This is a genomic window from uncultured Sphingomonas sp. (genome assembly GCF_937859915.1).
Taxonomy (GTDB): Bacteria; Pseudomonadota; Alphaproteobacteria; order Sphingomonadales; family Sphingomonadaceae; genus Solisphingomonas.
In genome coordinates, this window is sequence record NZ_CALMAW010000062.1 from 1 (window position 1) to 24,321 (window position 24,321).

At 65.1% G+C, this 24,321-nt stretch carries 31 protein-coding genes; 18 read left to right on the forward strand and 13 right to left on the reverse strand.

The annotated features are described in order from the left end of the window. The first annotated feature begins 82 nt into the window (after positions 1-82). The 15 genes from Q0326_RS08335 to Q0326_RS08405 all read left to right on the forward strand — a co-directional run bounded on the left by Q0326_RS08335 (position 83) and on the right by Q0326_RS08405 (position 10,345). Complete coding sequence (locus Q0326_RS08335; protein ID WP_298689068.1) at positions 83-595, forward strand: hypothetical protein; 513 nt, start codon at positions 83-85, stop codon at positions 593-595. A 33-nt stretch (positions 596-628) separates the two neighbouring features. After that, positions 629-928, forward strand: coding sequence for a hypothetical protein (locus Q0326_RS08340; RefSeq protein ID WP_298689070.1), 300 nt, complete (start codon positions 629-631; stop codon positions 926-928). Positions 929-958: 30 nt separating this feature from the next. Then, on the forward strand, positions 959-1,120 hold the full coding sequence (locus tag Q0326_RS08345; protein WP_298689072.1) for a hypothetical protein: 162 nt from the start codon (positions 959-961) through the stop codon (positions 1,118-1,120). Next, on the forward strand, positions 1,120-1,779 hold the full coding sequence (locus Q0326_RS08350) for a hypothetical protein (protein ID WP_298689074.1): 660 nt from the start codon (positions 1,120-1,122) through the stop codon (positions 1,777-1,779). Before Q0326_RS08345 ends, Q0326_RS08350 begins: the two co-directional genes overlap by 1 nt. After that, positions 1,776-2,015: a hypothetical protein gene (locus Q0326_RS08355; RefSeq protein ID WP_298689076.1), complete on the forward strand. Its 240-nt coding sequence runs from the start codon at positions 1,776-1,778 to the stop codon at positions 2,013-2,015. The genes Q0326_RS08350 and Q0326_RS08355 overlap by 4 nt, the downstream gene beginning before the upstream one ends. A 15-nt stretch (positions 2,016-2,030) precedes the next feature. Beyond that, positions 2,031-2,639: a hypothetical protein gene (locus Q0326_RS08360; RefSeq protein WP_298689078.1), complete on the forward strand. Its 609-nt coding sequence runs from the start codon at positions 2,031-2,033 to the stop codon at positions 2,637-2,639. Positions 2,640-2,663: 24 nt separating this feature from the next. Then, positions 2,664-5,492: a glycoside hydrolase family 30 beta sandwich domain-containing protein gene (locus Q0326_RS08365; protein WP_298689080.1), complete on the forward strand. Its 2,829-nt coding sequence runs from the start codon at positions 2,664-2,666 to the stop codon at positions 5,490-5,492. Between the two features lie 3 nt (positions 5,493-5,495). Continuing rightward, positions 5,496-6,764 carry a cellulase family glycosylhydrolase gene (locus Q0326_RS08370; protein ID WP_298689083.1) on the forward strand — a complete coding sequence of 423 codons (1,269 nt, stop codon included), beginning with the start codon at positions 5,496-5,498 and terminating at the stop codon, positions 6,762-6,764. 104 nt (positions 6,765-6,868) lie between these two features. Beyond that, a complete protein-coding gene (locus Q0326_RS08375) occupies positions 6,869-7,057 on the forward strand; it encodes a hypothetical protein (protein WP_298689085.1) in 189 nt (62 codons plus the stop codon). Positions 7,058-7,169: 112 nt separating this feature from the next. Beyond that, a complete protein-coding gene (locus Q0326_RS08380; RefSeq protein ID WP_298689087.1) occupies positions 7,170-7,451 on the forward strand; it encodes a hypothetical protein in 282 nt (93 codons plus the stop codon). Next, a complete protein-coding gene (locus tag Q0326_RS08385) occupies positions 7,438-7,926 on the forward strand; it encodes a hypothetical protein (RefSeq protein WP_298689089.1) in 489 nt (162 codons plus the stop codon). The genes Q0326_RS08380 and Q0326_RS08385 overlap by 14 nt, the downstream gene beginning before the upstream one ends. Positions 7,927-8,493: 567 nt before the next feature. Then, positions 8,494-9,012, forward strand: coding sequence for a transglycosylase SLT domain-containing protein (locus tag Q0326_RS08390; protein ID WP_298689091.1), 519 nt, complete (start codon positions 8,494-8,496; stop codon positions 9,010-9,012). Between the two features lie 272 nt (positions 9,013-9,284). Beyond that, positions 9,285-9,542, forward strand: a complete 258-nt coding sequence (locus Q0326_RS08395) for a hypothetical protein (protein WP_298689093.1) — start codon at positions 9,285-9,287, stop codon at positions 9,540-9,542. A 1-nt stretch (position 9,543) separates the two neighbouring features. Next, entirely contained in the window at positions 9,544-9,996 is a 453-nt protein-coding gene (locus Q0326_RS08400) for a hypothetical protein (protein ID WP_298689095.1), read from the forward strand. 4 nt (positions 9,997-10,000) lie between these two features. After that, positions 10,001-10,345, forward strand: a complete 345-nt coding sequence (locus tag Q0326_RS08405) for a hypothetical protein (protein ID WP_298689097.1) — start codon at positions 10,001-10,003, stop codon at positions 10,343-10,345. A gap of 24 nt (positions 10,346-10,369) precedes the next feature. Here Q0326_RS08405 and Q0326_RS08410 read toward each other — a convergent pair whose 3' ends face one another. The 3 genes from Q0326_RS08410 to Q0326_RS08420 all read right to left on the reverse strand — a co-directional run bounded on the left by Q0326_RS08410 (position 10,370) and on the right by Q0326_RS08420 (position 12,149). Next, on the reverse strand, positions 10,370-11,149 hold the full coding sequence (locus tag Q0326_RS08410; protein WP_298689099.1) for a KilA-N domain-containing protein: 780 nt from the start codon (positions 11,147-11,149) through the stop codon (positions 10,370-10,372). Between the two features lie 561 nt (positions 11,150-11,710). Beyond that, complete coding sequence (locus tag Q0326_RS08415) at positions 11,711-11,851, reverse strand: hypothetical protein (RefSeq protein ID WP_298689101.1); 141 nt, start codon at positions 11,849-11,851, stop codon at positions 11,711-11,713. A 61-nt stretch (positions 11,852-11,912) separates the two neighbouring features. Continuing rightward, positions 11,913-12,149, reverse strand: a complete 237-nt coding sequence (locus Q0326_RS08420; RefSeq protein ID WP_298689103.1) for a hypothetical protein — start codon at positions 12,147-12,149, stop codon at positions 11,913-11,915. A gap of 270 nt (positions 12,150-12,419) precedes the next feature. On the opposite strand from Q0326_RS08420, the gene Q0326_RS08425 reads away from it, so the two are divergent. Together Q0326_RS08425 and Q0326_RS08430 are read left to right on the forward strand one after the other, a co-directional pair. Beyond that, entirely contained in the window at positions 12,420-12,737 is a 318-nt protein-coding gene (locus tag Q0326_RS08425) for a PilZ domain-containing protein (protein ID WP_298689105.1), read from the forward strand. A 66-nt stretch (positions 12,738-12,803) separates the two neighbouring features. Beyond that, positions 12,804-13,994 carry an acyl-CoA dehydrogenase gene (locus Q0326_RS08430; protein ID WP_298689107.1) on the forward strand — a complete coding sequence of 397 codons (1,191 nt, stop codon included), beginning with the start codon at positions 12,804-12,806 and terminating at the stop codon, positions 13,992-13,994. A gap of 200 nt (positions 13,995-14,194) precedes the next feature. Here Q0326_RS08430 and rpmE read toward each other — a convergent pair whose 3' ends face one another. Beyond that, a complete protein-coding gene (gene rpmE, locus Q0326_RS08435) occupies positions 14,195-14,428 on the reverse strand; it encodes a 50S ribosomal protein L31 (RefSeq protein ID WP_298689109.1) in 234 nt (77 codons plus the stop codon). 83 nt (positions 14,429-14,511) lie between these two features. Here rpmE and Q0326_RS08440 point away from each other — a divergent pair, with 83 nt between their 5' ends. After that, positions 14,512-15,057 carry an NTP transferase domain-containing protein gene (locus tag Q0326_RS08440; RefSeq protein WP_298689111.1) on the forward strand — a complete coding sequence of 182 codons (546 nt, stop codon included), beginning with the start codon at positions 14,512-14,514 and terminating at the stop codon, positions 15,055-15,057. Here the strand turns inward: Q0326_RS08440 and fabZ are convergent. From fabZ to pyrH, 9 genes are all read right to left on the reverse strand, one after another. Continuing rightward, the gene (gene fabZ / locus Q0326_RS08445) at positions 15,023-15,445 is read right to left on the reverse strand and encodes a 3-hydroxyacyl-ACP dehydratase FabZ (protein ID WP_298689215.1); all 423 of its coding nucleotides are present in this window, start codon (positions 15,443-15,445) and stop codon (positions 15,023-15,025) included. The genes Q0326_RS08440 and fabZ overlap by 35 nt on opposite strands. 56 nt (positions 15,446-15,501) lie before the next feature. Next, positions 15,502-16,110: an OmpH family outer membrane protein gene (locus Q0326_RS08450; protein ID WP_298689113.1), complete on the reverse strand. Its 609-nt coding sequence runs from the start codon at positions 16,108-16,110 to the stop codon at positions 15,502-15,504. Beyond that, positions 16,110-18,848 carry an outer membrane protein assembly factor BamA gene (gene bamA, locus Q0326_RS08455; protein WP_298689116.1) on the reverse strand — a complete coding sequence of 913 codons (2,739 nt, stop codon included), beginning with the start codon at positions 18,846-18,848 and terminating at the stop codon, positions 16,110-16,112. Before bamA ends, Q0326_RS08450 begins: the two co-directional genes overlap by 1 nt. Before the next feature lie 135 nt (positions 18,849-18,983). Next, on the reverse strand, positions 18,984-20,117 hold the full coding sequence (gene rseP / locus Q0326_RS08460) for an RIP metalloprotease RseP (RefSeq protein ID WP_298689118.1): 1,134 nt from the start codon (positions 20,115-20,117) through the stop codon (positions 18,984-18,986). After that, positions 20,114-21,268 (reverse strand): 1-deoxy-D-xylulose-5-phosphate reductoisomerase, encoded by a 1,155-nt coding sequence (locus Q0326_RS08465; RefSeq protein WP_298689120.1) that lies wholly within the window; start codon positions 21,266-21,268, stop codon positions 20,114-20,116. The genes rseP and Q0326_RS08465 overlap by 4 nt, the downstream gene beginning before the upstream one ends. 4 nt (positions 21,269-21,272) lie before the next feature. Continuing rightward, positions 21,273-22,067, reverse strand: a complete 795-nt coding sequence (locus Q0326_RS08470) for a phosphatidate cytidylyltransferase (RefSeq protein ID WP_298689122.1) — start codon at positions 22,065-22,067, stop codon at positions 21,273-21,275. Then, positions 22,064-22,813, reverse strand: a complete 750-nt coding sequence (locus tag Q0326_RS08475; RefSeq protein WP_298689124.1) for an isoprenyl transferase — start codon at positions 22,811-22,813, stop codon at positions 22,064-22,066. Before Q0326_RS08475 ends, Q0326_RS08470 begins: the two co-directional genes overlap by 4 nt. Next, entirely contained in the window at positions 22,810-23,373 is a 564-nt protein-coding gene (gene frr / locus Q0326_RS08480; RefSeq protein WP_298689127.1) for a ribosome recycling factor, read from the reverse strand. The genes Q0326_RS08475 and frr overlap by 4 nt, the downstream gene beginning before the upstream one ends. Position 23,374: 1 nt before the next feature. After that, the gene (pyrH, locus tag Q0326_RS08485; RefSeq protein ID WP_298689129.1) at positions 23,375-24,097 is read right to left on the reverse strand and encodes a UMP kinase; all 723 of its coding nucleotides are present in this window, start codon (positions 24,095-24,097) and stop codon (positions 23,375-23,377) included. Positions 24,098-24,321 lie beyond the last annotated feature (224 nt).

The following is a 24,321-nucleotide window of genomic DNA, read 5'->3' on the forward strand; positions in this document are numbered from 1 at the left end:
TGGCAACGACAAGTGATAGGCGCGCTGCCGCCTTAGCCGGGGTGTCCGGCGCAGCACCCGTCAAATGTCGAAGGAAACCACAATGAACGTGCTTCTGGCCGATCATGCCCATCGCGTGATCAAGATCCCCGCGACCTCGATCAGGTCGATCATCGGCGTCGAGCATGCCGATCTTCCCGGGGATAAGAAGGGCTGCAAGTCGATCCTCCGCTACGATTTCGGCGCCGGCCCGATGTTCGCCTGGCTGCGCACCGCGGCAGAGCAGGTGATGGTCCAGGCGACGAAGTTCGCGCCCGCGCCATGGGTGCCGCTCACGACGACCGAAGGCGACGACGTCTATCTGCTCGCGCCGTCCATCATTGCGACCCACGGGCTCGACCCTGACGAATGCGCCGGCGCCAACACGCGGGTCGACTTCGACGCGTTCGGCGATGGGCGCGAGATCAAGTTCGCGACGGTCGTCGAGACCGACGACGAGATCGAGGCAGCCAGGGCCGTCGTCGAGGCCAGCCTTGCCGAGGCGCTCCAGCCGAAACCCGCGCAGCTCAACAGCCCTCGTCCCGCACGGCGCGCCCGCAATCACGCCAAGCGCTGAGCCACCCGACCACCATCATAAGGATCGAACCCCATGGCCGACGATAGCACCACCACGACCGCCCCGACCGACGCCGAAGTCGCTCAGGCTCAGCAGGTCATCGCAGCCTCGCAGGCAGCCGCGGCGGCGGCGCAGGCGGCCAAGATGAAGCCGATCACCGACTTCGTCGCGTCCGACAGCGCCGCCCAGGTGCGCGCCGCGCTCGAGGCGCTGCTGCCGGCGTTCATCATGGACCAGACCTATGGCGCCTCGATCAACGCTGCTCTGACCGGGCTGCGCAATCTTGGCGTGCCGCTGCCGGCCGCGGCGCCCGCGTCGGCGCCGACCGCCTAAGCCCCACGCGTCCAGGTCGAGGAGAACCCCGTGGCCAGCCTGACCGACCTTTCCTTGAGCACCACAACCCTTCCGGCCGGGACGACCGTGGGCGCGGTGCTGGCCGTGATCCAGGGCGTCTCGGCCGCGATCGTGCAGACCTATGTGCCGTCCGAGGACTTCTCGGACTATCGCAACAGTGAGAACCTCTGATGGGGGTCAATGTCACCGCCACAGGGGCGGCAGCAGCCTTCGCCCAGCCTCAGCTCGTCAACGGCACGTGGGAGCTCGTCCAGACGGCCGCGCTGCCGGTCGTTGCCGTAGCGACGGTCTATGCACTGTCCATCACCGAGACGAACGACGGCTATGCCAATAGCCCGCACACGACCGCGCTGAGCGTCACCATGCTGCCGCCAAGCAATTCTGACGTCAACGCGACGAGGGGTAACGTCAACGTGCCGCCCGAGCGCCTGGTCACGCTGGGGCTTGTGCCGTCCATCTCGAACGTCACGCCGCTGACGACCGAGAGCGCCTATACGTGGAAGGCGCCGTTCGGCCCGACCGATCGCGTCGGCTATGCGATGGACTGGTCGGCACTGCTGTTCGAGGACGATCTGATCGAGGACATCCTCGCGATCACGGTATCGCCGCAGGGCGCCGCGCTCGGCGTCTCGATCGACACCACGACGGGTCGGGGACCGAAGATCGACACCGGCGGGACCATGATCGGGCTGCACTTCCGCGACACCGGCGACACCACGGTCTCGTCGTTCTCCGGCGCCGGCATCAGCGTCGGCATCTCGGTCCAGATATCTACCATAGCGGGCGACGTTCTCACTCGGACCGCCGCGCTGATCGTGAGGCAGCTATGACCGAGATCCGGGACGGCGCGCGCATCCGCGTCACGATCGACGGCGTCTACGACGGCATCGCGGGCGTGCAAGGCGACCAGCTTTGGTTTCCGAGCACGAACCGCATGCCGCAGCCGAAGACGATGACGGCGATCGTCGGCGACACCATCGCTTCGGTCTGGGTGGCCCGCGCGCCCGGTTTCAGCAGCAAGGCGCCGTACCTGGTCGCCACCATCCTCACCAGCAGCCCCGCCTAAACCCAGGAGACCTCCATGTTCCGCAAGGCTATCCTCGCCGCAGCGCTGCTGCTGGCGAGCCTTCCGCTCGTCGCCGCCCCGGCTGCTGCCGCGAACCTCAACATCAAGGACGGCAACAGCACCGCCCAGGTGCTGTGCGCCATCTCGATGTCCGATGGCTCGCTCTCCGAGTGCAACATCCTCACCGATACGACGGGCACGAAGATTGACCCGGCGACCAAGCAGTTGCAGCAGTCGACAATCACGACGCTCGGCTCGCCGTTCCAGGCGGGTGGCTCGATCGGGAACACCTCGTTCGGCATCAGCGGGACGCTGCCGGCCTTCGCCGCGCCGCCCACGGTTAACTTTGGCACGCTGAATGGCGCCGCGACGGACGCGACCCTTCAGTTGATCAAGACGAATACCAAACCGGCGACCAGCTTCGGCGCCGTAACCGTCGGCACAGCCTTCACCCCCGGCATCGGTCTCGCCGCGATCTGCACGGCAGCAGGCAACATCGTGCTGAACGGATCGGACGGATCCGCAATCACGGTCCCCGTGAACATCGGGTTCAACCAGTTCGGCTTCGGCGTCGCGAAGGTCGCGAGCCAGACGGCGACCTGCACCTTCACCAACCTTCTCTAAGCCTTCAGATCAAGGATCACCCCCATGGTGAACACCGTCCTCGCGCCAGCGCCACAGGCTGCCGCAACGTCCAGCTTCACGCCAACGCCGGCTGCGCTGCGCACGTCACTCGACGAGACAGTGCAGATGGGCGCCGTCGCGATGACGCCGTTTGCCGCGATCCAGGCGCTGCCCGGCACTGCGATCTATGTCGATCCGACCGAGACCTATCAGCAGATGTTCGGCGCTGGCGCGGCTCTGACCGAGAGCACCTGCTATGTGCTCGCCAACTTCTGCACACCAGCGCAGCGCAAGGCGCTTCTGACGATGGCGTTCGGGACGGATGGCTTCTCGACCTGTCGCATCCAAATGGGGACGTCCGATTTCACATGGCGTGGCACGTCGGGCTACTACACATATTCCGACGCCGACGATGGTACCGACGCAACGCTTCCGAATTTCACGATCGCAAAGGATATGGAATACATCATTCCAGTCTTGCGCGAGGCGCTGGCGATCAATCCACGCCTCAAGTTTATCTTCTGCCCGTGGTCCCCACCCGCGTTTCTGAAGACAATAAATTCACTGCTAGGGTCGGTCAACGGCGTCCTCAACACCTTCAATGGCACGCCAGCAAATTACGCCATCTATGCCACCTATTTCGTCAAGGCACTGACGGCTTACCGCGCAGCTGGCATCCCTGTGTGGGCCGTGACGATGCAGAACGAGGGAAACTACGGACCCTCGACCTATCCGGGCTGCGTCTGGACGGGCGTGCAGATGGCCGCGTTCGCCGACATACTCGGGCCAGCGCTAGCAGGCGCCGGCTTTGGTCATGTCAAAATCCTTACCGGCGATATGAATTGGTCGAACGCGACGGGCTACACCGGCGCAAGCGGGGACCTCGTAACGAACGTATGGGCCGACGCTACCGCGGCGGGCTATGTCACAGGTGCTGGCTATCACGGGTATTCCACGGCCGGAGCGCACGAATTTGAGCTGTCGCGCGCGAAGAATAACCTCAACAAGGAAATCCACTTCACGGAGATGTGCTCGGTAGGAAGCTTGAGCAATAAGCAAATCCTCCAGCAGCATCTCGCCAATGCGATCATTGGATCAATCCGCTGCGGCGCTAACAGCGTCACGTTCTGGAACCTGTTTCTTGAGCCCCTCAGCAACGGCCTGTATCAGCCTTTCGCACCCGCCTATGCGATCGTGGCGCCTTGCGCGACGGTTTCAACGGACGGCAATGCGACGGTCGTTAAGCGCCCCGAATATATGGCACTCGCCCACCTCACCAACGTAATGAGACCGGGCGCGCGCCGCTGTAAGAGCACGTCGTTCGGTGTCGGCGAGAGCGATCTTGTCGTCCAGAATGTGGCTTTCACGAATCCCGACGGCACGACTGGCATTCTGCTCTTCAACAATGCGACGACCGCGCAGTCTGTGTCGATCGTGGAAGGCCCGTCCGGTTTTGTATCGTTCCTGACGCTTGCGGCGGGTGACATCGTGTCGGTGAATTACGCCGCGCCGAAGAGCGTCGCCGCTACCGGTACTCTTACTGCACCTGGGCCTGTCACCGGCTTGACAGCCACGTCGGCGAATGGCGTCAATACGTTGTCGTGGACCGCGCCATCCGCGCCGGATGCTAGCGGTCTCGGTGGATATCAGGTCCGCCGCAGCACGACCTCTGGCGCAGAGGTCATCACCAACGGCGCAGCGCTTGCGGGGGATACGTCGTTCGTCGATTTGGATACGGTCGTCGGCACGACATACTTCTATCAGGTGTTCCCGCTTAGTGCCGGCGGATTTGCTACAACGAGCCCAGAAACCTCCGTTTTGACGGCCGCGAGCAAGCCCGGCGCCCCCACAATCACAGTGGCGAGCGGCAACGCACAGAATATCATCTCGCTCTCCAAATCACCGAACACGAATGGTGCCGCCATTTCGGGATATAATATATTCCGGTCCACCACGGCTGGTGGAGAAGGGACGACGCCATACGCCTCGAACCAGTCGCTGCCCTACACGGACACGGCTGCCGCCAACGGCACGGCTTATTACTACACGGCGGCGGCGATTAACTCGGTCGGCGCGGGCGCGCAGAGTGCCGAGGTATCAGCAACCCCCGGCGCTTCTCCGGTGCACTATATGAGCGTGTCCGGTAGCAACTCGAACGCCTATGCTAATGGCAGCACGGCAAACCGCGGCACGGACAGCTTTATCGATGCAACGGTTTGGAGCGCCCTAACGGCATATCAAGGCGCGACTAGCGGCAAGAATATGCCGCTAGTTCATACTTGGTCCTCCGGCACCGCGGGGGCGTCCAATGCGTCATGGAACTTCTGCATGGGGCCAACCAATCTGCCCACGTTGCTGTTTTTTACAGCGGCGGGCGTTTACGGCTCGGCCGTAGGCTCCGCTGCGCTCAGCACAGTTTTCACTCCGGGCGCTGCAAACGGTATTTATCTTCGTGCGGCTCTCAATCTTGGTACGACGGCGGTAACATCGGCAATCATGGTCGGCGGTTCGACCGTTAACGGGGCTAACTCAGGCGGCACGGCATTTTCGGTGCCAGCGGGCTCGGCGGCGTTCTTCTACTCGACGGACGGAATCACGTGGACGCAGCTGGGCAGCACCGTCACTGGCCTCCCGACGACCGGCCTCAACCAAAAGGGCGGCGCACCCGTCGTCGGGCACAATGGCAACTCGGACACGCCGCCAACCGGCAAGTTCTTCAAGGCGATCGTCCGCAATTCGACAGCGATCCTGTGGAACCCGGACTTTACTATCCAGGCTTCGGCTATCGCATCGTTCGCCGATACCGCGCCGACGCCGAACACCTGGAATATCAACAACTCGACGGAGGTATAAGCCATGATCCGCACCCTCATCGCCGCAGCCCTAGCGCTGCTCACCACTCCCGCTATCGCCGCGACGGTCCCGATCGCACCTGGCACGCTCAACGTCCAACAGGGCGACATCCTCGTCGCCAGCAAGCCACTGACGAACGCTATCACGGCGGCGCGCACAATGGTTCAGCCAGCCGCGTCTTACTGGATTGACCGGATGACCGGGCAGAAGTTCTATCTGTCGGGCGGCGCCACGACGCTCGGCGTGCTTGGCCCGGCGACGAGCGGCTATGTCGCAAACGGCTTCCACTATCAGGTGATGGATGGCCAAGCCGCGACAGTAGTCGCCCCTGTCGCTCCTGTGGCACCGATTACCCCTGTCGTCCCGCCAGGCTCGGCCGGTCCGCTCTACGGCATCAACGTGAGCGGCGGCGAGTTCGGCGGTGCATCTGCCATCGCGGGCGCCCTGATCCCCGTTCCGGCCGACCTCGCCGCCTATCATGCGGTCGGCTACAACCTGTTTCGCATCCCGTTCAAGGCGGGCCAGCTTGATACCGCCCTGCCCAAGCTGGTCGCGCTCGCGAATTGGTGCGTGACGAACAGCGTCCCGTGCATGTTCGATCGCCACGAATATAGCTGGCCAGCCGTCGCCGATCAGGTAGCGTTCGCGGTCAAGTTCGACAGCCTCATGCCCAAGAGCGCGTTCGTCCAGCTCGACCTGATGAATGAGCCGGGTGGCTTCACTGCCTCCAATGCCTGGGATCAATGGGCAACCGACGAGCAGGCCATCGTGACCGGCATTCGCAAGGCGGGCGTCACGCGGCGCCTATGGGTCGAATGGTACAGCTACAGCGCCGCCTTCCGCTTCGACAAAGGCAAGCGCGCTCCGGCCGCCTGCGATAGCGCCGCCTGCGCGATGGCAAAGCTCCCCGGTGGCACCATCATTGATCCGCTGCACCTGACGGGTCTCGAAGGTCACCGCTACTTCGACAGCAATAGCTCGGGCACGCACAATAGCTGTGCCACGTTCACCAACATCATGGCCTTCGCACAGCAGGCAATCCCGTTCGGCATGCCGGTGATGATCGGCGAGACCGGCCTGGGCAACAGCACGACCGGCATGTCGCCGACTTGCACTGCGCTCGCGCCTCAGGTGATGGCCGAGATCAAGGCTGCACCGAACCTCTATGGGGTGACCTGGTGGGGTGGTGGCCTGCATTGGTCCACAAGCTACCTGTTCCGAACGCTGCCCGATGCCACCTCGCCCTATATCCAGATGACAACGGGGAAGTGATGCGGACAGCGACCCTAAGCGACCAGCGCTTGGTCGCCTCGATCCTCGCCCCCGGCGTCCACCTAGTCCGCTTCTTCCCGGACGCAGGCCGACACTACGATCGCATGATCGTCGTCACCGAACGGAACGGCGGGCGCGAGCTTCACCTGTCCGGGTGGATCGGCAAGCCGCTCGACCGGTCGGAATGGCTGGCGGCCCGCGACGCGCTCTTCCCGGCAGCGGAGGTTGTCGTCTTCGAGCGCCTGCGGGCGGACGGCGTCTTCTCGCATCGGCGGTTGCCGCTGCGGCGATAGCCGGCGCGCCTACCGCGGGGAGCGGGAACGAAGGCGCGCCGGCCGAGCGGGAATGCTCGCATAGTTAACGGCTGTTGTGGCCGACCCTTTAGTCACGGAGCGAGGTGCCTTGATGGACACCACTACCCTATTCCGGGCGGTCAGCTTGGCGATGTGCGTCGTCGTCTGCGGCGCGCTTTCACCGGCGACATGGCGCGTCGTCGCCAGGCGGCAGCGCTCGCTCGATCCGATTTGGTTCTCGGTCTTCTTCCTGTTCCTGAACCGGATCGCATTCCTGTTCCAGGGGATGACCGGCATCGGGTGGATGCTCGACTGGTGCTACGTCTCAGCGATCATCGCGACCGGGATCTTCTCCATCAACGCATGGGGGTACATTCGTCATGAGCGTCCCTGATGCCGTGTCCAATGTGAAGATCGTGGCCCAGTCTGGCCTGTTCGGCACGGGCATTACGCTCGGCAACGCGCTGATCGGCATCTTGAACCTGATCTGTGGCGGCGCCCTGGTCGCCTTCATCCGCACGCGTCCGAAGATAATGGAGATCGGCAACCTGCGCCGGAAGGACGAGTTCGACCTGATGAGTGAGCGGATCGCTAAGCTGGAGGGGAATATCGAGACGGAGCGCGCCGGACGTGAGGCTGAGCGGGTTCGACACGAAGCCGAGGTCGCCATCCTGCGGCACAGCGTCGCCAACTCCAACACATGTCTCGACGCCATCCTGTTGCTGCTCGAGGCGGCTCCGGAGAAAGCGGCCGAGCACGCGGCCAAGATCCGGAAGATGCGCGAAGATATGCGCGACCGCGAGGAGCGCGAGAAGTCCAGCTTCGCCGCAGCCAAGATCGCGGCGACCGCCATCCCGCTGAAGGATTGAGACGAGCCCCGCCGCCGCAAGAGGTGCAAACGGCGGAACTCTGAGGCCAGGCAAGTTGGGGTTGCCTGCCCCTGCGCGCTCAACGGACGGCGAACCGAAGATGTTGCGAGCCCCGCCGCGGGTTTCCGCCGCGACGAGGCTCTAAGGTCGGACGAGTTGCGGCCCAGACCGACCCTGCGCGCGCCATAGCGATCTCATTACGAAGATGCGAGCCCCGCCGCGCAAGAGGTCGCCGCGGGGCTCTAAGACCGCCCTCATCAGGAAGGAAGCCGACGGCCCTTTCGCGCTAACCACCGAAATCGAAAGATAGGTCCATGCAGGAGCATCCTCGCGCTCGCCTAGCTCGGCTGTTCGGCCTGGCGCTTGCCTATGATCGCCGACGTATTGAGCGAGTCCAATTCCTCGCGCCTGGCACACTGCCGACGCTGCCAGGTCCTTGGACGATCTACCGCTTCTAGAAACGAGCCCCGCCGGCCGGGTGAGGCAGCGGGACTCTAAGGCCGCGAAACACCCGCAGCGGTCAGGCGGCCCTGCGAGCTTCAACACCCACCATCGAAGGATAGGTCCATGACCCCACTCGCCTGGGGGCGCAGAGTCGCGCCCGATTTCCGAGCTCGCGTGCGCGCGATCGCTGATGGTCTCAGCACCGACCCGAATTATCTGATGGCGTGCATGGCGTTCGAGAGCGCCGGCACCTTCCGGCCGGACGTGAAGAACGGTGCGGGCTCAGGCGCGGTCGGGCTGATCCAGTTCATGCCCCAGACCGCAGGTCAGCTTCACACCACGACGGGCAAGCTGGCCCTGATGACGGCGGTCGACCAGCTGGACTTCGTCGACCTCTACTTCCGCCCCTGGCGCGGACGGATGCACAACCTCGGCGACGTCTACATGCCGATCCTGTGGCCCGACGCGGTCGGCAAGCCGGACAGCTACGTGATGTTCAGCGAGGGCGATGCGCACCCGGCGCGCTACCTCCAGAACCGTGGCCTCGATGCCGACCATAGCGGGCGGATCACGCGCGGTGAGGTCTGCGCGGCGGTCGCGGCGAAGCTGGCAGCGGGAATGTTGCCGGCGAATGCGGCATGAACAGGGACGCCTACGCAGGGCTGAAGCCCGGTGACTTGATCCGGCATAAGCATAGCTCGGAAGCACTGATAGTTCACGCGAACTTCGGTTCGCATGTGGTCGCGGTCCGAACGGAACACGTGTCGAACCCCTCGGAATGGGACCGAGTTTCGCCGGGCGGGTCAGTTTTACCTGATGAGCCTTTCGCGCGGGAGCAGTGCCCGCACGGCAACCGCGACGAGTGCACGGCGTGCGAACCGCTGGCACGGCTCCGTCATCGCTGAGGACGAACCATGGAAACTGATGACCATAGCCTCATCGCCTTCGTAGCGGTGCTGATCTCGATCGTCGTGCTGACAGGCATCGGCGCCGCGCTCTGCGCGCTGGCCCGGCCATACGAAGCCCTGGGCGTGGGGGCGGCCGTCAGCGGCCTCATCGGCGTGCTGGGCACCTTTCGCCCCACGAAGCCAGGAACCGCCATCGCATCAGCGGAGACGGTCAACACAGGTTCGCCCGCTCCGGGCCAACAGTCCACCACCCAAGGAGAATGACATGTCCCTGATCAAAAACTTCCACATCGTCTTCGCGAACGACGCGCAGAAGGCGGTCATCAAGGCGGCGCTGGCTGATGCCGGCCACGTCGTCGAGGTAGCGGCGAAGTCGGCCGCAGACGATCTCGTCCTGGCGCTGAAGGCCAGCCCGGTCGGCACCTTCATTGCTTCCGAGATCGCCACGCTCAAGGATTCGTCGCTTACCGGCGTCGAGAAGATGGAGCAGGTTGTCACCAACGCGATCCCGACGGCGATCACGCTTTTCGCCGCCGGCGGCGTGACCGCGACGGCCGAGCAGGTCGAGGACGCTGTCCGCGGCGCGGCGCAGCTCGTCTACAATCAGACGATGTCGACGACGGTACCGGCGCTCGCGGCCGATGCCACGAAGATCGTCGAGGCGCTGACCGATCAGCCGGCAGCCGTCGCCGCCGCGCCGATCGCGCAAGCGGCCTGATCCGATGCGCAGCGCGAAGGTTCAGTCCGTCGACTGGCTCGGCCAGATGCCAGACCAGGATGCCGGCGCTGAACCCGTGCTGCGCGTTGAGACGACCCTACCTGCGGGCGAGCAGAACGCGTTCTATATGGACGTGGTCGACCCTCGCCCGCAGGCTGGCGACCCGATCTCGTTCGACATCGCGGAGGGCTTTCTTGGCTCACACCACGAGGTCGAATGGGACGGACGGCGCATTCGCCAGCGCGGATATTCGTTCGACTGGATGCCGCCGCTGGTGGAGATCCCGACGACAGAGTTCGCGCTGGTCCGCGCGCCGGATACGTCTCCGCTTGGGAAGCTGGGGCTATAGCGGGGTCTCACTCCCGCTGCGAAGTTACAACATCGGTTTTTGGCGGTTGCGGCGGTCAGCCTCAATAGCTTGCTTGATAGCCATTGCCCCGATCGAGCTGGCATCTGCACACTGAATGTTGCCTTGTCTCGCCTCTTCCTCAATCCGCTCAGCAGACAGCGCCTCGGCCGCCATTATATAGGCCAACTCATCGATCGACATATGATCACGGAGATTGGTTTTTGGCGGAAGACCGCGTTGTGCTCGGAGCTGATAAGACTTGCCTCCGAGGAGCGCTTGATAAACCGCCTCAGTGCAGTTCATGTACCCCTTCTCCGCGACACCGTGAGTCTTAAGCGTTAGGGTGTAGCTATTGCGGTTCGACCTAGTCATCGCCCGCATGCCCGCCCAGCGGTTAGCTTCTGGTGAGGCCCGCTCTAGGATCTCATCGGCTAAAGTTGGGTCGGCCGCCTTGTATCGGAGGAACACCTCCTTCACTTCGATCGCAAGCTTTGGATTTAGATATTCCGCGTAATCAAGCGCCAGACGGACATCTGCGTATGTGCCGCCGCCCGATCCGATCCGAGTCTTCAGCACGCGAACGATGTCGGCCTTCGTGTAATTACGGGATTTTCCCGTAATTAGCTCAAGCACCCGCTCTATGCGCTTCAGCGTGGTCGGAAGACGGACCCAGTCGCCGGGCCGCTGATTTTTGGTGAACCCTGCGGCGGTCCAAATGTCATTTAGCCGGATTAGGCCATCGCCGTCCTGGCCCACAGCCTGCCCCCGGATGATCAGATCGCTTGGTTTCGAATGTTCAGACATAAAGATCTCCTTATGTCCGAAGGGGCGTTGACGGATCTGGCAGATTGTCGTAGCCAGCCCTTAGCAAGTGTCTTGTCCCCCCGGACGAGTTGAGCCCCATCCAGTGTCAGAACTGGGTGGGGTTCGCCACGTTAAGCGGATATGCACCCTGAGTCGAGTCGATCACGGAACGTTCCGTGACTACGGGCTGTGCCGTTTACCGAACCTCCGTATCTAAACGACCCGTGGTCGCCGGTTGAAAGCTAGGGATCGAGTGATGCGCTCCGGCTACCTCCGCGATGGCACGCCCTACGATAAGGGGCATACGCGCTGGTCGTGGTCGTATTGGTTCATGGATACGGTGCGGCGTCGGCACGTTCCGAAAGCCGAGTAGCCCCGCCAGGTGCGCATCGCAGAGAGGCGCGGCGGGGCTTTATCGACACCCGGCGATCAACCCGGGCGGCCTAGCAAGCTAGGTCTTCAAGTGCTGCGATGAGGAAATCCCTGATCGCGAGTGCCGGCCGACCTCGCGCAACACCGCAGCCCGATCTTCATACCACATCCCGCGCCGGGGTGGAATCGTCAGAAGTCGACGTTCCGCTTCTCAAGCTCGGCGGCCAGCGCATCGGTGCGCGGCGCGCTCTGATCGCAGTCCTCGACGCACTCCCACTCCCGCACAAGCTCTTGGTCGGTCATCGTCGAGGGATCGGGTAGCGTGCTCATGGTGCGACGCTACTCGTTTTCACCGCGGCAGCAAGCGCGACCGGATCGAGCCGCGCGATCTTCAGTTCGTGCGCGATGCCGTCAACGCGGCGCCAAGGTTCTGATGCGCGCCGATCAGTCGGTTTGGCTCGGCCACTGCATCGAACTCCAGGTACTCCCATAGATACAGAAGCCGCCAGCGTTCTGCCTTGCCTCTCAGCGCACGCAGCGCGGCCACGACATCGGGGCCAGTCTGCGGTCCATGGGCAATACCCTCGGCTGCGATCTCCAGCACACGGAAGGCTTGGGTGGGCAGCATGCTGGCAGCTTAGCACACCCACACGTCGGTGCATGCTCCAGAGGTAGACTGCGACGATCCCCCATCCGACAACTCTAAACAATGTGGGGGTCGAATTGGGGGCCAATTCAAATCAGGTCAGGCCAAAAATCCTGGATTTCCGCCATCTACAAGTCCCATGTCGACGGACACCCCGCCCGCCATGCCTTAACGGAGCGTTAGCCCGGCGCGTGCTATCGTGCGGGATCGGACCGCGACCGGAACAACGGAAATCGCGGCCAGGGAGTAGCGATGCAGACGCATACCGATCATATTTCGGCTCGCGAGCGGCGCGGCGACGAACGCCATATCGTCCGGCTCGATGCCACGGTACGCGCCTATCGCATGCCGACGCTCGCCGCGGCGCTGGTCGATCTCTCCGCCGGCGGCGCGATGCTCGAGGCCGATGCGCGGGCGTTCGGCAATGGCGACGAGATCGTGCTCACCACCGGCCCGGTCGAGATCGTCGCGACGATCGCCTGGCTCAACGACAGGTTCTTCGGCCTCGCCTTCCACCGGCGCCTCGATGCGTATGAGCTCGGGCTGCTCCGCAAGTCCGGCCACGCCTAACGTCTTGCAGGGGTTGCCAAGACGCGCGGAAAGGCCTTTGCCTCGGGCAAACAAACCGAGGATGTCATGGCCGAACCTACCGTCACCCCGCTCGACTGGGCGGATCCGTTCGATCTCTCGAGCCAGCTGACCGACGAAGAGCGGCTCGTCCGCGACACCGCGCACGGCTACGCGCAGGATCGGCTGCTGCCGCGCGTCACGTCAGCCTATCTCGACGAGCGCTTCGACCGAGAGATCATGACCGAAATGGGCGCGCTCGGGCTGCTCGGCGCGACGATCCCGCCCGAATATGGCGGCGCCGGTCTCGGCTATGTCGCCTACGGGCTGATCGCGCGCGAGGTCGAGCGCGTCGACTCGGGCTACCGCTCGGCGATGAGCGTGCAGTCGAGCCTCGTGATGCACCCGATCTACGCCTATGGGTCCGAGGCGCAGCGCCACAAATATCTCCCCAAGCTGGCGAGCGGCGAATGGGTCGGCTGCTTCGGGCTGACCGAACCAGACGCCGGCTCGGATCCGGCCGGCATGCGCACCAAGGCGACCAAGATCGACGGGGGCTACAAGCTCGACGGCGCCAAGATGTGGATCACCAACTCGCCGATCGCCGATCTGGCCGTGGTGTGGGCGAAATCCGACGCGCATGACGGCGCGATCCGCGGCTTCGTCGTCGAGCGCGGCATGACGGGTTTCTCGACGCCGAAGATCGAAGGCAAGCTGTCGCTGCGCGCCTCGATCACCGGCGAGATCGTGCTCGACGGCGTCGAGGTCGGGGAGGATGCGCTTCTGCCCAACGTCTCCGGGCTCAAGGGGCCGTTCGGCTGCCTCAACCGCGCGCGCTACGGGATCGGCTGGGGCGTGATGGGTGCGGCCGAAGCATGCCTCCATGCCTCGCGCAGCTATACGCTCGATCGCAAGCAGTTCGGCGTGCCGCTCGCCTCCAAGCAATTGGTGCAACTCAAGCTCGCCGACATGCTGACCGAGATCGGACTTGGTTTGCAGGCCTCGCTCCGGATCGGGCGTCAGATGGAGGACGGCATTCTCCAGCCCGACCTGATCTCGCTCGCCAAGCGCAACAATTGCGGCAAGGCGCTCGCGATCGCCCGCGTCGCACGCGACATGCACGGCGGCAACGGCATCTCGGCCGAATTCCACGTCATCCGACACGCCGCCAACCTCGAGACGGTCAACACCTATGAGGGCACGCACGACATCCACGGCCTGATCCTGGGCCGTGCGATCACGGGGCTGTCGGCCTTCTAGGGCCGCGTCCGTTGCGTCACCCGGGGTCCCGCGTCTTGCTGCGCCGCGCGGCACGCGAGACCCCGGATCCGATCCGCGGGGACGACGGTCGCCTCGATCCGGAATATGTCCGAACGACAGCGCGCCGCACCGCGATGAACGCGGGCGGCGCGACGATCTTAGCAGCGGCGATCGGCGGGCAAACCCGCCGATGCTCAATCTTACTTCTTGGCGAGGCTGCCGAAGCTGCCGAAACGCTTGTTGAAGCGCGCGACCTGGCCGCCCGCGTCGAGCATGTTACCGCGGCCGCCGGTCCACGCCGGGTGCGACAGCGGATCGATGTCGAGCAACAGCACATCGCCCTCCTTGCCCCACGTCGAGTGCGTCTCGTAAGTGGTGCCATCGGTCATCTGGACCGTGATCTTGTGGTAGTCGGGGTGGGTATTCTTCTTCACCAGGCAAACTCCGTGAGCAGGCTGGTTACCGACCAGCCTCGCAAGCCGGCTCCGATAGTCCAACCATGCCCGTGGCGCAAGCCGTGAGGGTATTGGGCACGATCCTCGCCGGCGGGCAGGCACGACGGTTCGGCAGCGACAAGGCGCTGGCGATGATCGACGGGTCCGCGATGCTCGATCATGTCGCCGACCGGCTGCGCCCGCAATGCGACGCGCTGATGGTCGCGGGGCGCGACTGGCCGGGGCTGGAGCGGATCGGCGATCGTCCCGCGCCGGGACTCGGCCCGCTTGGCGGGCTGGCCGGCGCACTGGCCTTCGCGCAGGCATATGGATTCGACGCAGTGCTGACCGCCGGCTGCGACCTACCCGGCCTTCCGCGCGACCTGCGCGCGAAACTCGGCGCGCCGAACGCGATCCTGCGGGGTCAGCCGACGATCGGTCTGTGGGATGGCAGGCTCGCCGAGCCGCTGCTGCATTGGCTGCAGACCGCCGCAGACCATTCGATCCGTGCCTGGGGCATCGCGGCGGAGGCCCGCTGGGTCTCCGCCGACGACTCGATCGCCAACGTCAATACGCCGGACGAGCTCGCCGCGTTCAGGCCGCCGGCGGATCCGCGATCATCGCGGTGAAGCTGACCTCGGTGGCAAGCTTGCCATTGACGGATGCGCGGCCCGCGAACTTGCTGACCTTGCCGCGCATCTGCACGACCTCGACCTCGAGCACGAGCAAGACGCCGGGCTCGACGGGCACGCGGAACTTGGCGTTCTCGATGCCCATGAAATAGACGAGCTTGCCCGACGCCGCAGCGCCCAGGCTCTCGATCGCGAGCACGCCGGCTGCCTGCGCCAGCGCCTCGATCACAAGCACGCCGGGCATGATCGGGCGGCCGGGGAAATGACCCTGGAAGAAACCCTCGTTGATCGTCACCGCCTTGATCGCGCGGATCGACTTGTTGGGGACGATCTCCTCGACGCGGTCGACGAGCAGCATCGGGTAGCGATGCGGCAGCGCCGCCATCACCCGCCGGATATCCAGCGGGCCGATGACGGCGCCTTCGGTAGCGGTGTCTCCGCTCACCGGCCCTGCGTGGGCTTCGAGCTGGTCGACGGCGCGGACGGAGCGGCGGCCTGCGGCGGCGTGATGCTCGGCGTCGTGAACGACGAGTCGAGACGCTGGACCAGCGTGCTGGTGATGTCGTTGGCCGGATCCGACGCGAGCGCCGAGTCCTTGGCGATCACCGCGGTTGCCTTACGCTCGGCGCGGATCTGCTCGGCGACCGGGCGCGCGTGATCGATGATCTGCGAGCGGACGAAGCCGGCGAGCTGGTTGACCGCCTGCTCGACTTCCTGGACCGCGTCCTGCGCCGCCTGCACGCGATCGCGCGCCTGCAGGAAGGCCGGGGTCGGCTGCGGCTGGGTGCCGGGCTTGGTTGCCGCCTTGAGCGTGTTGACGGCCGCGTTGTAGGCCGTGATCGCAGTGTTCAGCTCGGCCTGACGCTGCTGAAGCACTGGATTGTACTTGGCGCTGAGCTGGCTGCTGCCGCTCTTGCCGGCAGCCGAGTTCTGGAACATCTGGTCAACGTCGACGGTGAGCACGGCGGCGTCCGCGGCCATGGCGGGGACGGCGACGAGCGAAACGGCGGCGGTCGCGGCGAACAGCGCCGATTTGAACATGTTGGTCATCAGAACTGAGTTCCTACGTTGAAGGAGAAGAGCTTGGTTTCATCGCCCTTCTGCTTGACCAGCGCTTTCGCGATGTCAATCCGCAGCGGGCCGAAGGGCGAATTCCACGAGACGCCGACACCGACAGAGATACGCGGTTTCCAGCTGCCGCCGTAATAGACCTCCTGGAAGGGCGCAATCGTCGAGGCGTAGAGCGTGGATCCGGAGGGGCAGACCGTCGTTCCCTTCGGCAGCGAGTTCAGCGCCGTGCTCGACGTGCCGTCGGTGGCGGTCGTTGTCGTCTGGCACTGGGTCAGGCCGCCGGTCGCGAGGATCGGGCGGGTCAGGCCCGCCGCGCCGGGCGCGGTCTCGTCCGCGGGCAGCAGCGGCGGCTGCTTGACCCCGAACACCGAGCCCATGTCCATGAAGATCGACGGCTTGAAGCCGGCCTCCTTGGCACCGGCGCCCAGCGGCACCTGGACCTCGATATGGCCGAGATAATCCGCGCGGCCGCCGAGCGCATCGTCCTGCAGACGGCCGTCCTTGGTCAGGTTGAGCGTCGTATTGTCGGAATTATAGCCGTAGCGGACGACGCGCGGGCCGATGCCGCGGATGTCGAAGCCGCGCAGCTGCGGTTCGCCGAGATAGAAGCGGTCGGTCAGGCGGATACGGTCGATCTCGTCGCCGACATCGTCGTAGCGCTGCTTGCCGTAAGGCAGAATATAGCCCGCCTCGGCGTGGAGGTTGAGCACGAAGCCATGGCCGAGATCATGATATTTGTCGTCCGACACGGTCGTGCGCAGATATTTGACGCTGCCGCCCAGACCCGCAAAGTCCTGGCCGAAGACGAAGCGATTGCCCTTCGACGGCGTGATGCGGTTGTTGAGATTGTCGTAGACGATGCTGTAGCCGACCGACGACGTCGTGCGATTGCCGACCGCGTCGCAGAGATAGCGGCCTGCCACGATCGGATCGCAGGCAAGGATGCCCTGCGGGTTGTCGGTGCTGTAATAGGTGTCCTTGTCGAGCGACACCTTGTCCTGGCTGAGACCATAGCGCGTCGCCAGCGACCAATATTCGGTCAACGGGATGCCGAAGCGCATCTGGAAGCCGGTCGTGGTCTGGTTGTAGGTCGTGTTGCGGTCGTTGGTCGAGGTGATGTCGTACGAGCGATAGTCGCGGCGGAAGATGTCGAACCCGAAGGCGACATTCTTGTCGAACAGATAGGGTTCGGTGAAGCCGGTGCTGACCGACTTCGAATAGAGCGACCAGTCGGCGCTGGCCCGGACGGTCTGGCCCTTGCCGCGGAAATTATTCTGTTCGATCGACAGGTTGACGATGAACTTCTCGAGGCTCGAATAGCCCGCCGAGACCTGCAGCTGGCCGGTCGATTTTTCCTGGACGTTGGCCTCGAGAATGACCTTGTCGGGCGACGAACCCGGCTTCTGGTCGATCTCCAGCTTATCCTGGAAATAGCCGAGCGAGCGGATGCGATCGCGCGAGCGCTTGACCTGGAAGCCGTTGAACGCGTCGCCTTCCGCCAAGCGGAACTCGCGGCGGACGACCTTGTCCTGGGTCAGCGTGTTGCCATTGATGTCGACGCGCTCGACATAGACGCGCGGCGTCTGATTGACCTTGAAGGTCACGCCCATCGTCAGCTTGGCGGGATCGCGGTGAAAATCGGGATCGATGTTGGCGAACGCGTAGCCGAGCAGCCCGGCGGTCTCGGTCATCGCGTCGACCGTATCCTCGACGACCTTGGCATTGTACCAGTCGCCGGGCTTGACCTTGATCAGCGTGCTCAGCGTCGCGGGCTTGAGGTCGCGAATATCGCTCTCGACCTTGATGTCGGCGAATTTGTAGCGTTTGCCCTCCTCCACCACATAAGTGATGATGAAGTCCTTCTTGTCGGGCGTCAGCTCGGCGACCGCGGAGACGACGCGGAAATCCGCATAGCCCTGCGTCAGATAGTATTGGCGCAGCTTCTGCTGGTCATAGGCCAGACGATCGGGATCGTAACTGGTGCCCGATGACAGGAAGTGGGTGAGCGTCGCTTCCTTGGTGGCCATCTGGCCCTTGAGCTCGCCATCCGAAAAATGGTCGTTGCCGATGATGTTGATCCGGCGGACCTTGGACTTGTCGCCCTCGTGGATCTCGAACACGACGTCGACGCGGTTCTGGTCGAGCAGCACCATCTGCGGATCGACGGTCGCGGCATAGCGGCCCTGGCGGCGGTACAGCTCGATGATCCGGCCGACATCGGCACGCACCTTCGAACGCGTGAAGATTTCGCGCGCCGCCAGCTTGATCTCGGGCATGATCTTGTCGTTCTTGAGGCGCTTATTGCCCTCGAGCACGATCCGGTTGACGACCGGGTTCTCGCGGACCGCGATGACGATGTCGCCGTTATTCTCGTCGCGGATCGTGACGTCGGCGAACAGCTCGGTCGCGTACAGCGCCTTGAGCGCGGTGTCGCCGGCCTCGCGGGTGTAGATGTCGCCGGTCTTGAGCGCCACGTAGGACATCACCGTCTCGGGCTCGAGACGCTGGTTGCCCGTCACCTTGATCGAGCGGATCACCTCCTGCCCGGATGCAGGAGCCGGCGCGCTGCCGACCTGCGGCGCGGTGTCGACGGGCACGGGCACGCCATGTGGACGATGGCGCGGCGCACGCTGCGCGTCGGCCGGGACTTCATATCCCGTCGCCAGGATCGTCCCGATCAGCAGCACGGAGGCTATCCGGCTGTGCTTGCCATCCATTATCACGCTTGTAATCGCCCTCACGCTTGCACGGCACGGCTTGCGCCCATGCCTGCTGCTCCCACTCTACGCCCCTGCCCGATCAGCGCCCAGCGATCAACCCGGCATGCGGCGGCCCGAATGGGTTGGGCGCGGTCAGCCGGCGAGACCGGCGAGACGTTGCCACAGGCCGACCGAGCCCAGATCGTTGAACGTGACGAACAGCATGAGGCCGAACAACAGCGCCAGCCCCGACCGGAAGGCCCATTCCTGCACCTGCGCCTCGACCGGGCGGCGACGCGCCGCCTCGACCAAGTAGAAGAGCAGATGGCCGCCATCCAGCATCGGGATTGGCAGGAGATTGATGAACCCCAGATTGATCGATATGCCCGCCATCAGCAGGATGATCGCAAACCACCCCAAGGTCGCCTGCTGGCCCGCGACGCGCGCCACCCCGACGGGACCCGAAAGCTCCCGGGCCGAGCGGGTGCCGTCGATGATCTGGCTAATCGCGGTGATCGTGTTGCCGACCGACTGCGCCACCAGGCTCGCCGCGCGGTGCGGCACCTCGAGCAGCGGCACGCGCTGCATCGTGCCGCCGGTCTGCGCGATCCCGAGCTGGCCGATCCGGGTCGTGTTGCCGAAGCGATCGGTTTCCGCGATCGCGCGGATCGTCGCGCTGATCGTTATCGGCCGGTCGTGCCGGATCAGCGCGATCGGGACGGTCGCGCCGGGGTGGAGTTGCGTGAAGAAGGCGATGTCCTCGAAGCGGCGGATCGCGGTGCCGTCCATCCGCACGATGCGATCACCGGGCAGCAGCCCCGCCTGCGCCGCCGCGGAGCGTGGTTGCACGCCTGCGATCACCGGCGGCGTCATAGGTTCGCCGTAGGCGATCAGGATCGCCGCGATCACGCCGAAGGCGAACAGGAAATTGACCGCAGGCCCCGCGAACACGATCAGGAAGCGCTGCCAGACCGGCTTCGCCTGGAAGGTCCGCGCGCGTTCGGCGGCGGGCAGCGACAGCCATTCGGCGGTGGGCTCGCTCGCCGGCCCCATGTCGCCCGCGAATTTGACATAGCCGCCAAGCGGCAGCGCCGCGACCTTCCACCGGGTGCCGCGCTTGTCGGTCCAGCCGACCAGTTCGCGGCCGAAGCCGATCGAGAAGGCGTCGGCCTTCACGCCGAACCAGCGGCCGACGAAATAATGGCCGAGCTCATGGATGAAGATCAGTGGCCCGATCACCAGGAGGAAACACGCTACCGCCCAGAAGAAGCCACCGATCGCCGTCATGCTGCTCGCCTTCGCATTACCGAAGCGGCCTTGTGACGTGCCTCGGCGTCGATCGCCACGACCTCGGCGAGCGTCGTGGGCGCAGCTGGCTCATATTGTGCCAGAACCTCGGCGACGACCGATGCAATGTCGAGAAAACCGATCTGCCCGGCTAGGAAGGCGGCGACGGCGCTCTCGTTGGCGGCGTTAAGGATCGCCGGGCGCGCGCCGCCCGCGGTCAGCGCGGCCTGCGCCAGCGCGAGCGCGGGGAAGCGCTCGAGATCGGGCGCCTCGAAGTCGAGCTGCGCGATCCGGGCGAGATCGAGCCGCGCGCAGGGCGTCTCCATCCGCTCGGGCCAGGCGAGCGCGTGCGCGATCGGGATGCGCATGTCGGCCGAGCCGAGCTGCGCCAGCACCGAGCCGTCGATATATTCGACCATCGAATGCACCACCGACTGCGGATGGACGATCACCTCGAGCTTGTCGGCGCCGACCGGGAAGAGATGGTGCGCCTCGATCAGTTCGAGCCCCTTGTTCATCATCGTCGCCGAATCGATCGAAATCTTGGCGCCCATCGACCAGTTCGGATGCTTGACCGCCTGCGCCGGGGTCACGCCGCGCATCGCCTCGCGCGTCCAGGTGCGGAACGGGCCGCCGCTGGCAGTGAGGATGATCCGGCTGACCCGGCCGGGCGCGGGCTCATAGCATTGGAACACCGCGTTGTGCTCCGAGTCGACCGGGAGCAGCCGCGCGCCGGCATCCTCGGCCGCGCGGATCATGATCGACCCCGCCGAGACCAGCGATTCCTTGTTGGCGAGCGCAACCGCCTTGCCGCACGACAACGCAGCCATCACCGGCTCCAGCCCGGCCAGCCCGACGATCGCCGCCATCGTCCAGTCCGCGCCGCGCCGCGCCGCCTCGACGATGGCAGAGGGCCCGGCGCCGGCCTTGATCGTGCTGCCCGCTAACGCCGCCTTGAGCGCGTCGAACTTGGTCGCGTCGCCGATCACCGCGACCGCGGCGTTGGTCCGCCGTGCCGCGGCGGCGAGCCCGTCGACGTCGCTGTAGGCGGTCAGCGCCTCGACGCGAAAGCGATCGGGCTCGCGCTCGACCAGATCGAGAGTCGAGGTGCCGACCGAGCCGGTCGCACCGAGGATGGTTACACTGCGCATATCTCTACACTATCCCAGAAGCGACGATCAGCGCCACGATGCACAACACGGGGACGGCACCGTCCAGCCGATCCATCACCCCGCCGTGCCCCGGGAGCACCCATCCCGAGTCCTTGACCCCCGCGCGGCGCTTCATCACGCTTTCGAACAGGTCGCCCATTTGCGCCGTCACCGCGAGCAGCCCCGCGAACGCCGCCAAGCGAAGCGTGACGTGCAGCACCAGCGTCAATGCGAAGCCGACGATGATCGCGGCAATCATCCCGCCGAGCAGCCCCGCCCACGTCTTGTTGGGGCTCCACACCGGCGCGAGCTTGGGCCCGCCGATGCTGCGGCCGGCAAAATAGGCACCGATGTCCGTCGTCCAGACCATCGCCAGCGTCCAGAAACTCAGGTCGATCCCGTCATAGCGATCGTGGATGAAGAATAGCGAGAGCGTCGGCAGCCCGGCATAGAGCATGCCTGCGGCCAGCTTCGGATTGCGCGTGAAGGCGAACACCGCAAGCGTGGCGCCGAGCAGGCCGTACCAGCACGCCGTGTTTGGAACATTGGCATGCGGCGCGGCAAGAAACAGCGGCAGCAGCAAGCCGAGGAGCGCCAACCACATCTGCCAGCGGGCGGCGCGGATCAGCGACGCCCATTCGGCGATCATCGCCAACGTCGCGGCCGACAGCAGCAGCCAGAACGGTTCGCGTCCATAGACGAGGCAGAAGACCGAAATCAGGATCAGTGCGATCCCGGTGACACTACGCAGCGCCAGATCGGACTTCTTCTTCGGCGCAGGGACGGTATCGGTAATCATAGTCCGCCATAGCGGCGCTCGCGGCGCCCGAAGGCCGCGATCGCGTCGGCGAGCTGCGCATGATCGAAATCGGGCCACAGCGTCTCGGTGAAGACGAGTTCGGCATAGGCCGCCTGCCACAGCAGGAAGTTGGACAGCCGCTGTTCGCCCGAGGTGCGGATCAGCAGGTCGAGCCGGGGCAGGCCAACGGTATCGAGCCGCGCCTCGAACGCCGCGTCGTCGAGCATGTCGGGATCGATCTCGCCGGCACGCGCCTCGCGCATCAGCCGCCGCGTCGCGCGCAGCAGCTCGTCCTGCGCGCCGTAGTTGAGCGCGATCGCCAGCGTCAGCTTGTCGTTGCCCGCGGTACGCTCGACCGCATTGTCGAGCAGCGTGACCAGATCGGGCTCGAACTTGCGATAGTCGCCGATGATGCGGATGCGCACGCCCTTGCGCGCCAGCTCGTCGAGCTCGGCGCGGATATAATGGCGCAGCAGCCCCATCAGGTCGGCGATCTCGCTTGCTGGACGGCGCCAATTCTCCGACGAAAAGGCGTAAAGCGTCAGCGCCTCGAGCCCGAGGTCGCCCGCCGCGCGCACCGTGCGCCGCACCGCCTCGATACCCTGCTTGTGGCCGGCAAAGCGCGGCAACCGACGTGCCTTCGCCCATCGCCCGTTGCCGTCCATGATGATCGCGACATGGCGCGGCACCGACAGGTCCGTCCCGCCGCCTGCAGCCGACGCCGCGTTGGCCGGCGTCGCGTTCACTTGCCGAGGATTTCCTTCTCCTTGGCGGCGGTCACCGCGTCGATGTCGGCGATGGTCGCGTCGGTCAGCTTCTGGACCTCGCCCTCGTGGCGCTTGCGCTCGTCCTCGGAGAGGCCGTTCTTCTTCTCGTCGAGCTTGAGATTGTCCATCCCGTCGCGACGGACGTTGCGCACCGCGATGCGTGCCTTCTCGGCATATTGGCTGGCCAGCTTGGCGAGCTCCTTCCGACGCTCTTCGGTCAGGTCGGGGATCGGCAGGCGCAGCGTGGTGCCATCGACGATCGGGTTGAGCCCCAGACCCGCCGAGCGGATCGCCTTGTCGACCGGGCCGACGTTCGTCTTGTCCCACACCTGCACCGAGAGCAGCCGCGGCTCGGGCGCCGACACCGTCGCCACCTGATTGATCGGCATCTGCGCACCGTAGACGGTGACGGTCACCGGATCGAGCAGCGACGTCGACGCGCGGCCGGTGCGCAGCCCGACCAGATCCTGCTTCAGCGATTCGAGCGCACCGGCCATCCGGCGCTCGAGATCGGGCTTGTCGTAGACGGGGCCTGCCATGTCACTCTCCGTTGCGAACGATCGTCGCGATGCCTTCGCCGGCGAGGACGAGGGCCAGATTGCCCTGCTCGCGGATGTTGAAGACGACGATCGGGATATTGTTGTCGCGGCACAGCGCGATCGCGCTGGCGTCCATGATCTTGAGATTCTTGTTCAGCACGGTCGAGAAGTCGATCTCCTCGTAGCGCGTGGCGCCGGGCACCGTCTTGGGATCGGCATCATAGACGCCGTCGACCGAGGTGCCCTTGAACAGCGCGTCGCACTTCATCTCGGCGGCACGCAGCGCCGCCCCCGAATCGGTGGTGAAATAGGGGCTCCCGACGCCGGCGGCGAAGATCACGACCCGCCCCTTTTCAAGATGCCGTTCGGCGCGCCTGCGGATGAACGGCTCGCAGACCGAGGCCATCGGAATTGCCGACTGGACGCGAGTCTCGACACCGAGCAGCTCGAGCGCGTTCTGCACCGCGAGCGCGTTCATCACGGTGGCGAGCATGCCCATATAGTCGCCGGTCGCGCGATCGAAGCCCTGCGCCTGGCCCGCCACGCCGCGGAAGATGTTGCCGCCGCCGACGACGATGCACAGCTGATAGCCGGCCTCGCGGATCGCGAGGATCTCCTCGGCGACGCGCTTGACGGTCGCGGGATCGATGCCGAACTGGCCCGAACCCATCAGCACCTCGCCGGACAGTTTGAGCAGGATGCGGTGGAAGGTCGGGCGGGTCATGCGAGAAAGGGGTCCGATCGGATCAATGTGCCGCGCACCTTAGGGGCGGGGCCTGTCGCTGCCAAGCATGGTTACGGAGGCGGTAGGCGAAAGCCCGATGCGGCTTCGCACATTGGGCGCCCCCCCCGTTCGCCCTGAGCGCAGTCGAAGGGCCGACCGAGCGCAGTCGAGGTGATTTCCAATGCTGTGCCCGTGCCTCGACTGCGCTCAGCACGAACGGGGTT

What these genes read in the sequence shown, in the direction of transcription:
- Q0326_RS08335 (WP_298689068.1), top strand. Translation starts at nt 83, where the DNA reads ATGAACGTGCTTCTGGCCGATCATGCCCATCGCGTGATCAAGATCCCC.
- Q0326_RS08340 (WP_298689070.1), top strand. Translation starts at nt 629, where the DNA reads ATGGCCGACGATAGCACCACCACGACCGCCCCGACCGACGCCGAAGTC.
- Q0326_RS08350 (WP_298689074.1), top strand. Translation starts at nt 1,120, where the DNA reads ATGGGGGTCAATGTCACCGCCACAGGGGCGGCAGCAGCCTTCGCCCAG.
- Q0326_RS08355 (WP_298689076.1), top strand. Translation starts at nt 1,776, where the DNA reads ATGACCGAGATCCGGGACGGCGCGCGCATCCGCGTCACGATCGACGGC.
- Q0326_RS08360 (WP_298689078.1), top strand. Translation starts at nt 2,031, where the DNA reads ATGTTCCGCAAGGCTATCCTCGCCGCAGCGCTGCTGCTGGCGAGCCTT.
- Q0326_RS08365 (WP_298689080.1), top strand. Translation starts at nt 2,664, where the DNA reads ATGGTGAACACCGTCCTCGCGCCAGCGCCACAGGCTGCCGCAACGTCC.
- Q0326_RS08370 (WP_298689083.1), top strand. Translation starts at nt 5,496, where the DNA reads ATGATCCGCACCCTCATCGCCGCAGCCCTAGCGCTGCTCACCACTCCC.
- Q0326_RS08375 (WP_298689085.1), top strand. Translation starts at nt 6,869, where the DNA reads ATGATCGTCGTCACCGAACGGAACGGCGGGCGCGAGCTTCACCTGTCC.
- Q0326_RS08380 (WP_298689087.1), top strand. Translation starts at nt 7,170, where the DNA reads ATGGACACCACTACCCTATTCCGGGCGGTCAGCTTGGCGATGTGCGTC.
- Q0326_RS08385 (WP_298689089.1), top strand. Translation starts at nt 7,438, where the DNA reads ATGAGCGTCCCTGATGCCGTGTCCAATGTGAAGATCGTGGCCCAGTCT.
- Q0326_RS08390 (WP_298689091.1), top strand. Translation starts at nt 8,494, where the DNA reads ATGACCCCACTCGCCTGGGGGCGCAGAGTCGCGCCCGATTTCCGAGCT.
- Q0326_RS08395 (WP_298689093.1), top strand. Translation starts at nt 9,285, where the DNA reads ATGGAAACTGATGACCATAGCCTCATCGCCTTCGTAGCGGTGCTGATC.
- Q0326_RS08400 (WP_298689095.1), top strand. Translation starts at nt 9,544, where the DNA reads ATGTCCCTGATCAAAAACTTCCACATCGTCTTCGCGAACGACGCGCAG.
- Q0326_RS08405 (WP_298689097.1), top strand. Translation starts at nt 10,001, where the DNA reads ATGCGCAGCGCGAAGGTTCAGTCCGTCGACTGGCTCGGCCAGATGCCA.
- Q0326_RS08410 (WP_298689099.1), bottom strand. Translation starts at nt 11,149, where the DNA reads ATGTCTGAACATTCGAAACCAAGCGATCTGATCATCCGGGGGCAGGCT.
- Q0326_RS08415 (WP_298689101.1), bottom strand. Translation starts at nt 11,851, where the DNA reads ATGAGCACGCTACCCGATCCCTCGACGATGACCGACCAAGAGCTTGTG.
- Q0326_RS08420 (WP_298689103.1), bottom strand. Translation starts at nt 12,149, where the DNA reads ATGCTGCCCACCCAAGCCTTCCGTGTGCTGGAGATCGCAGCCGAGGGT.
- Q0326_RS08425 (WP_298689105.1), top strand. Translation starts at nt 12,420, where the DNA reads ATGCAGACGCATACCGATCATATTTCGGCTCGCGAGCGGCGCGGCGAC.
- Q0326_RS08430 (WP_298689107.1), top strand. Translation starts at nt 12,804, where the DNA reads ATGGCCGAACCTACCGTCACCCCGCTCGACTGGGCGGATCCGTTCGAT.
- fabZ (WP_298689215.1), bottom strand. Translation starts at nt 15,445, where the DNA reads ATGGCGGCGCTGCCGCATCGCTACCCGATGCTGCTCGTCGACCGCGTC.
- Q0326_RS08450 (WP_298689113.1), bottom strand. Translation starts at nt 16,110, where the DNA reads ATGACCAACATGTTCAAATCGGCGCTGTTCGCCGCGACCGCCGCCGTT.
- bamA (WP_298689116.1), bottom strand. Translation starts at nt 18,848, where the DNA reads ATGGATGGCAAGCACAGCCGGATAGCCTCCGTGCTGCTGATCGGGACG.
- rseP (WP_298689118.1), bottom strand. Translation starts at nt 20,117, where the DNA reads ATGACGGCGATCGGTGGCTTCTTCTGGGCGGTAGCGTGTTTCCTCCTG.
- Q0326_RS08465 (WP_298689120.1), bottom strand. Translation starts at nt 21,268, where the DNA reads ATGCGCAGTGTAACCATCCTCGGTGCGACCGGCTCGGTCGGCACCTCG.
- Q0326_RS08470 (WP_298689122.1), bottom strand. Translation starts at nt 22,067, where the DNA reads ATGATTACCGATACCGTCCCTGCGCCGAAGAAGAAGTCCGATCTGGCG.
- frr (WP_298689127.1), bottom strand. Translation starts at nt 23,373, where the DNA reads ATGGCAGGCCCCGTCTACGACAAGCCCGATCTCGAGCGCCGGATGGCC.
- pyrH (WP_298689129.1), bottom strand. Translation starts at nt 24,097, where the DNA reads ATGACCCGCCCGACCTTCCACCGCATCCTGCTCAAACTGTCCGGCGAG.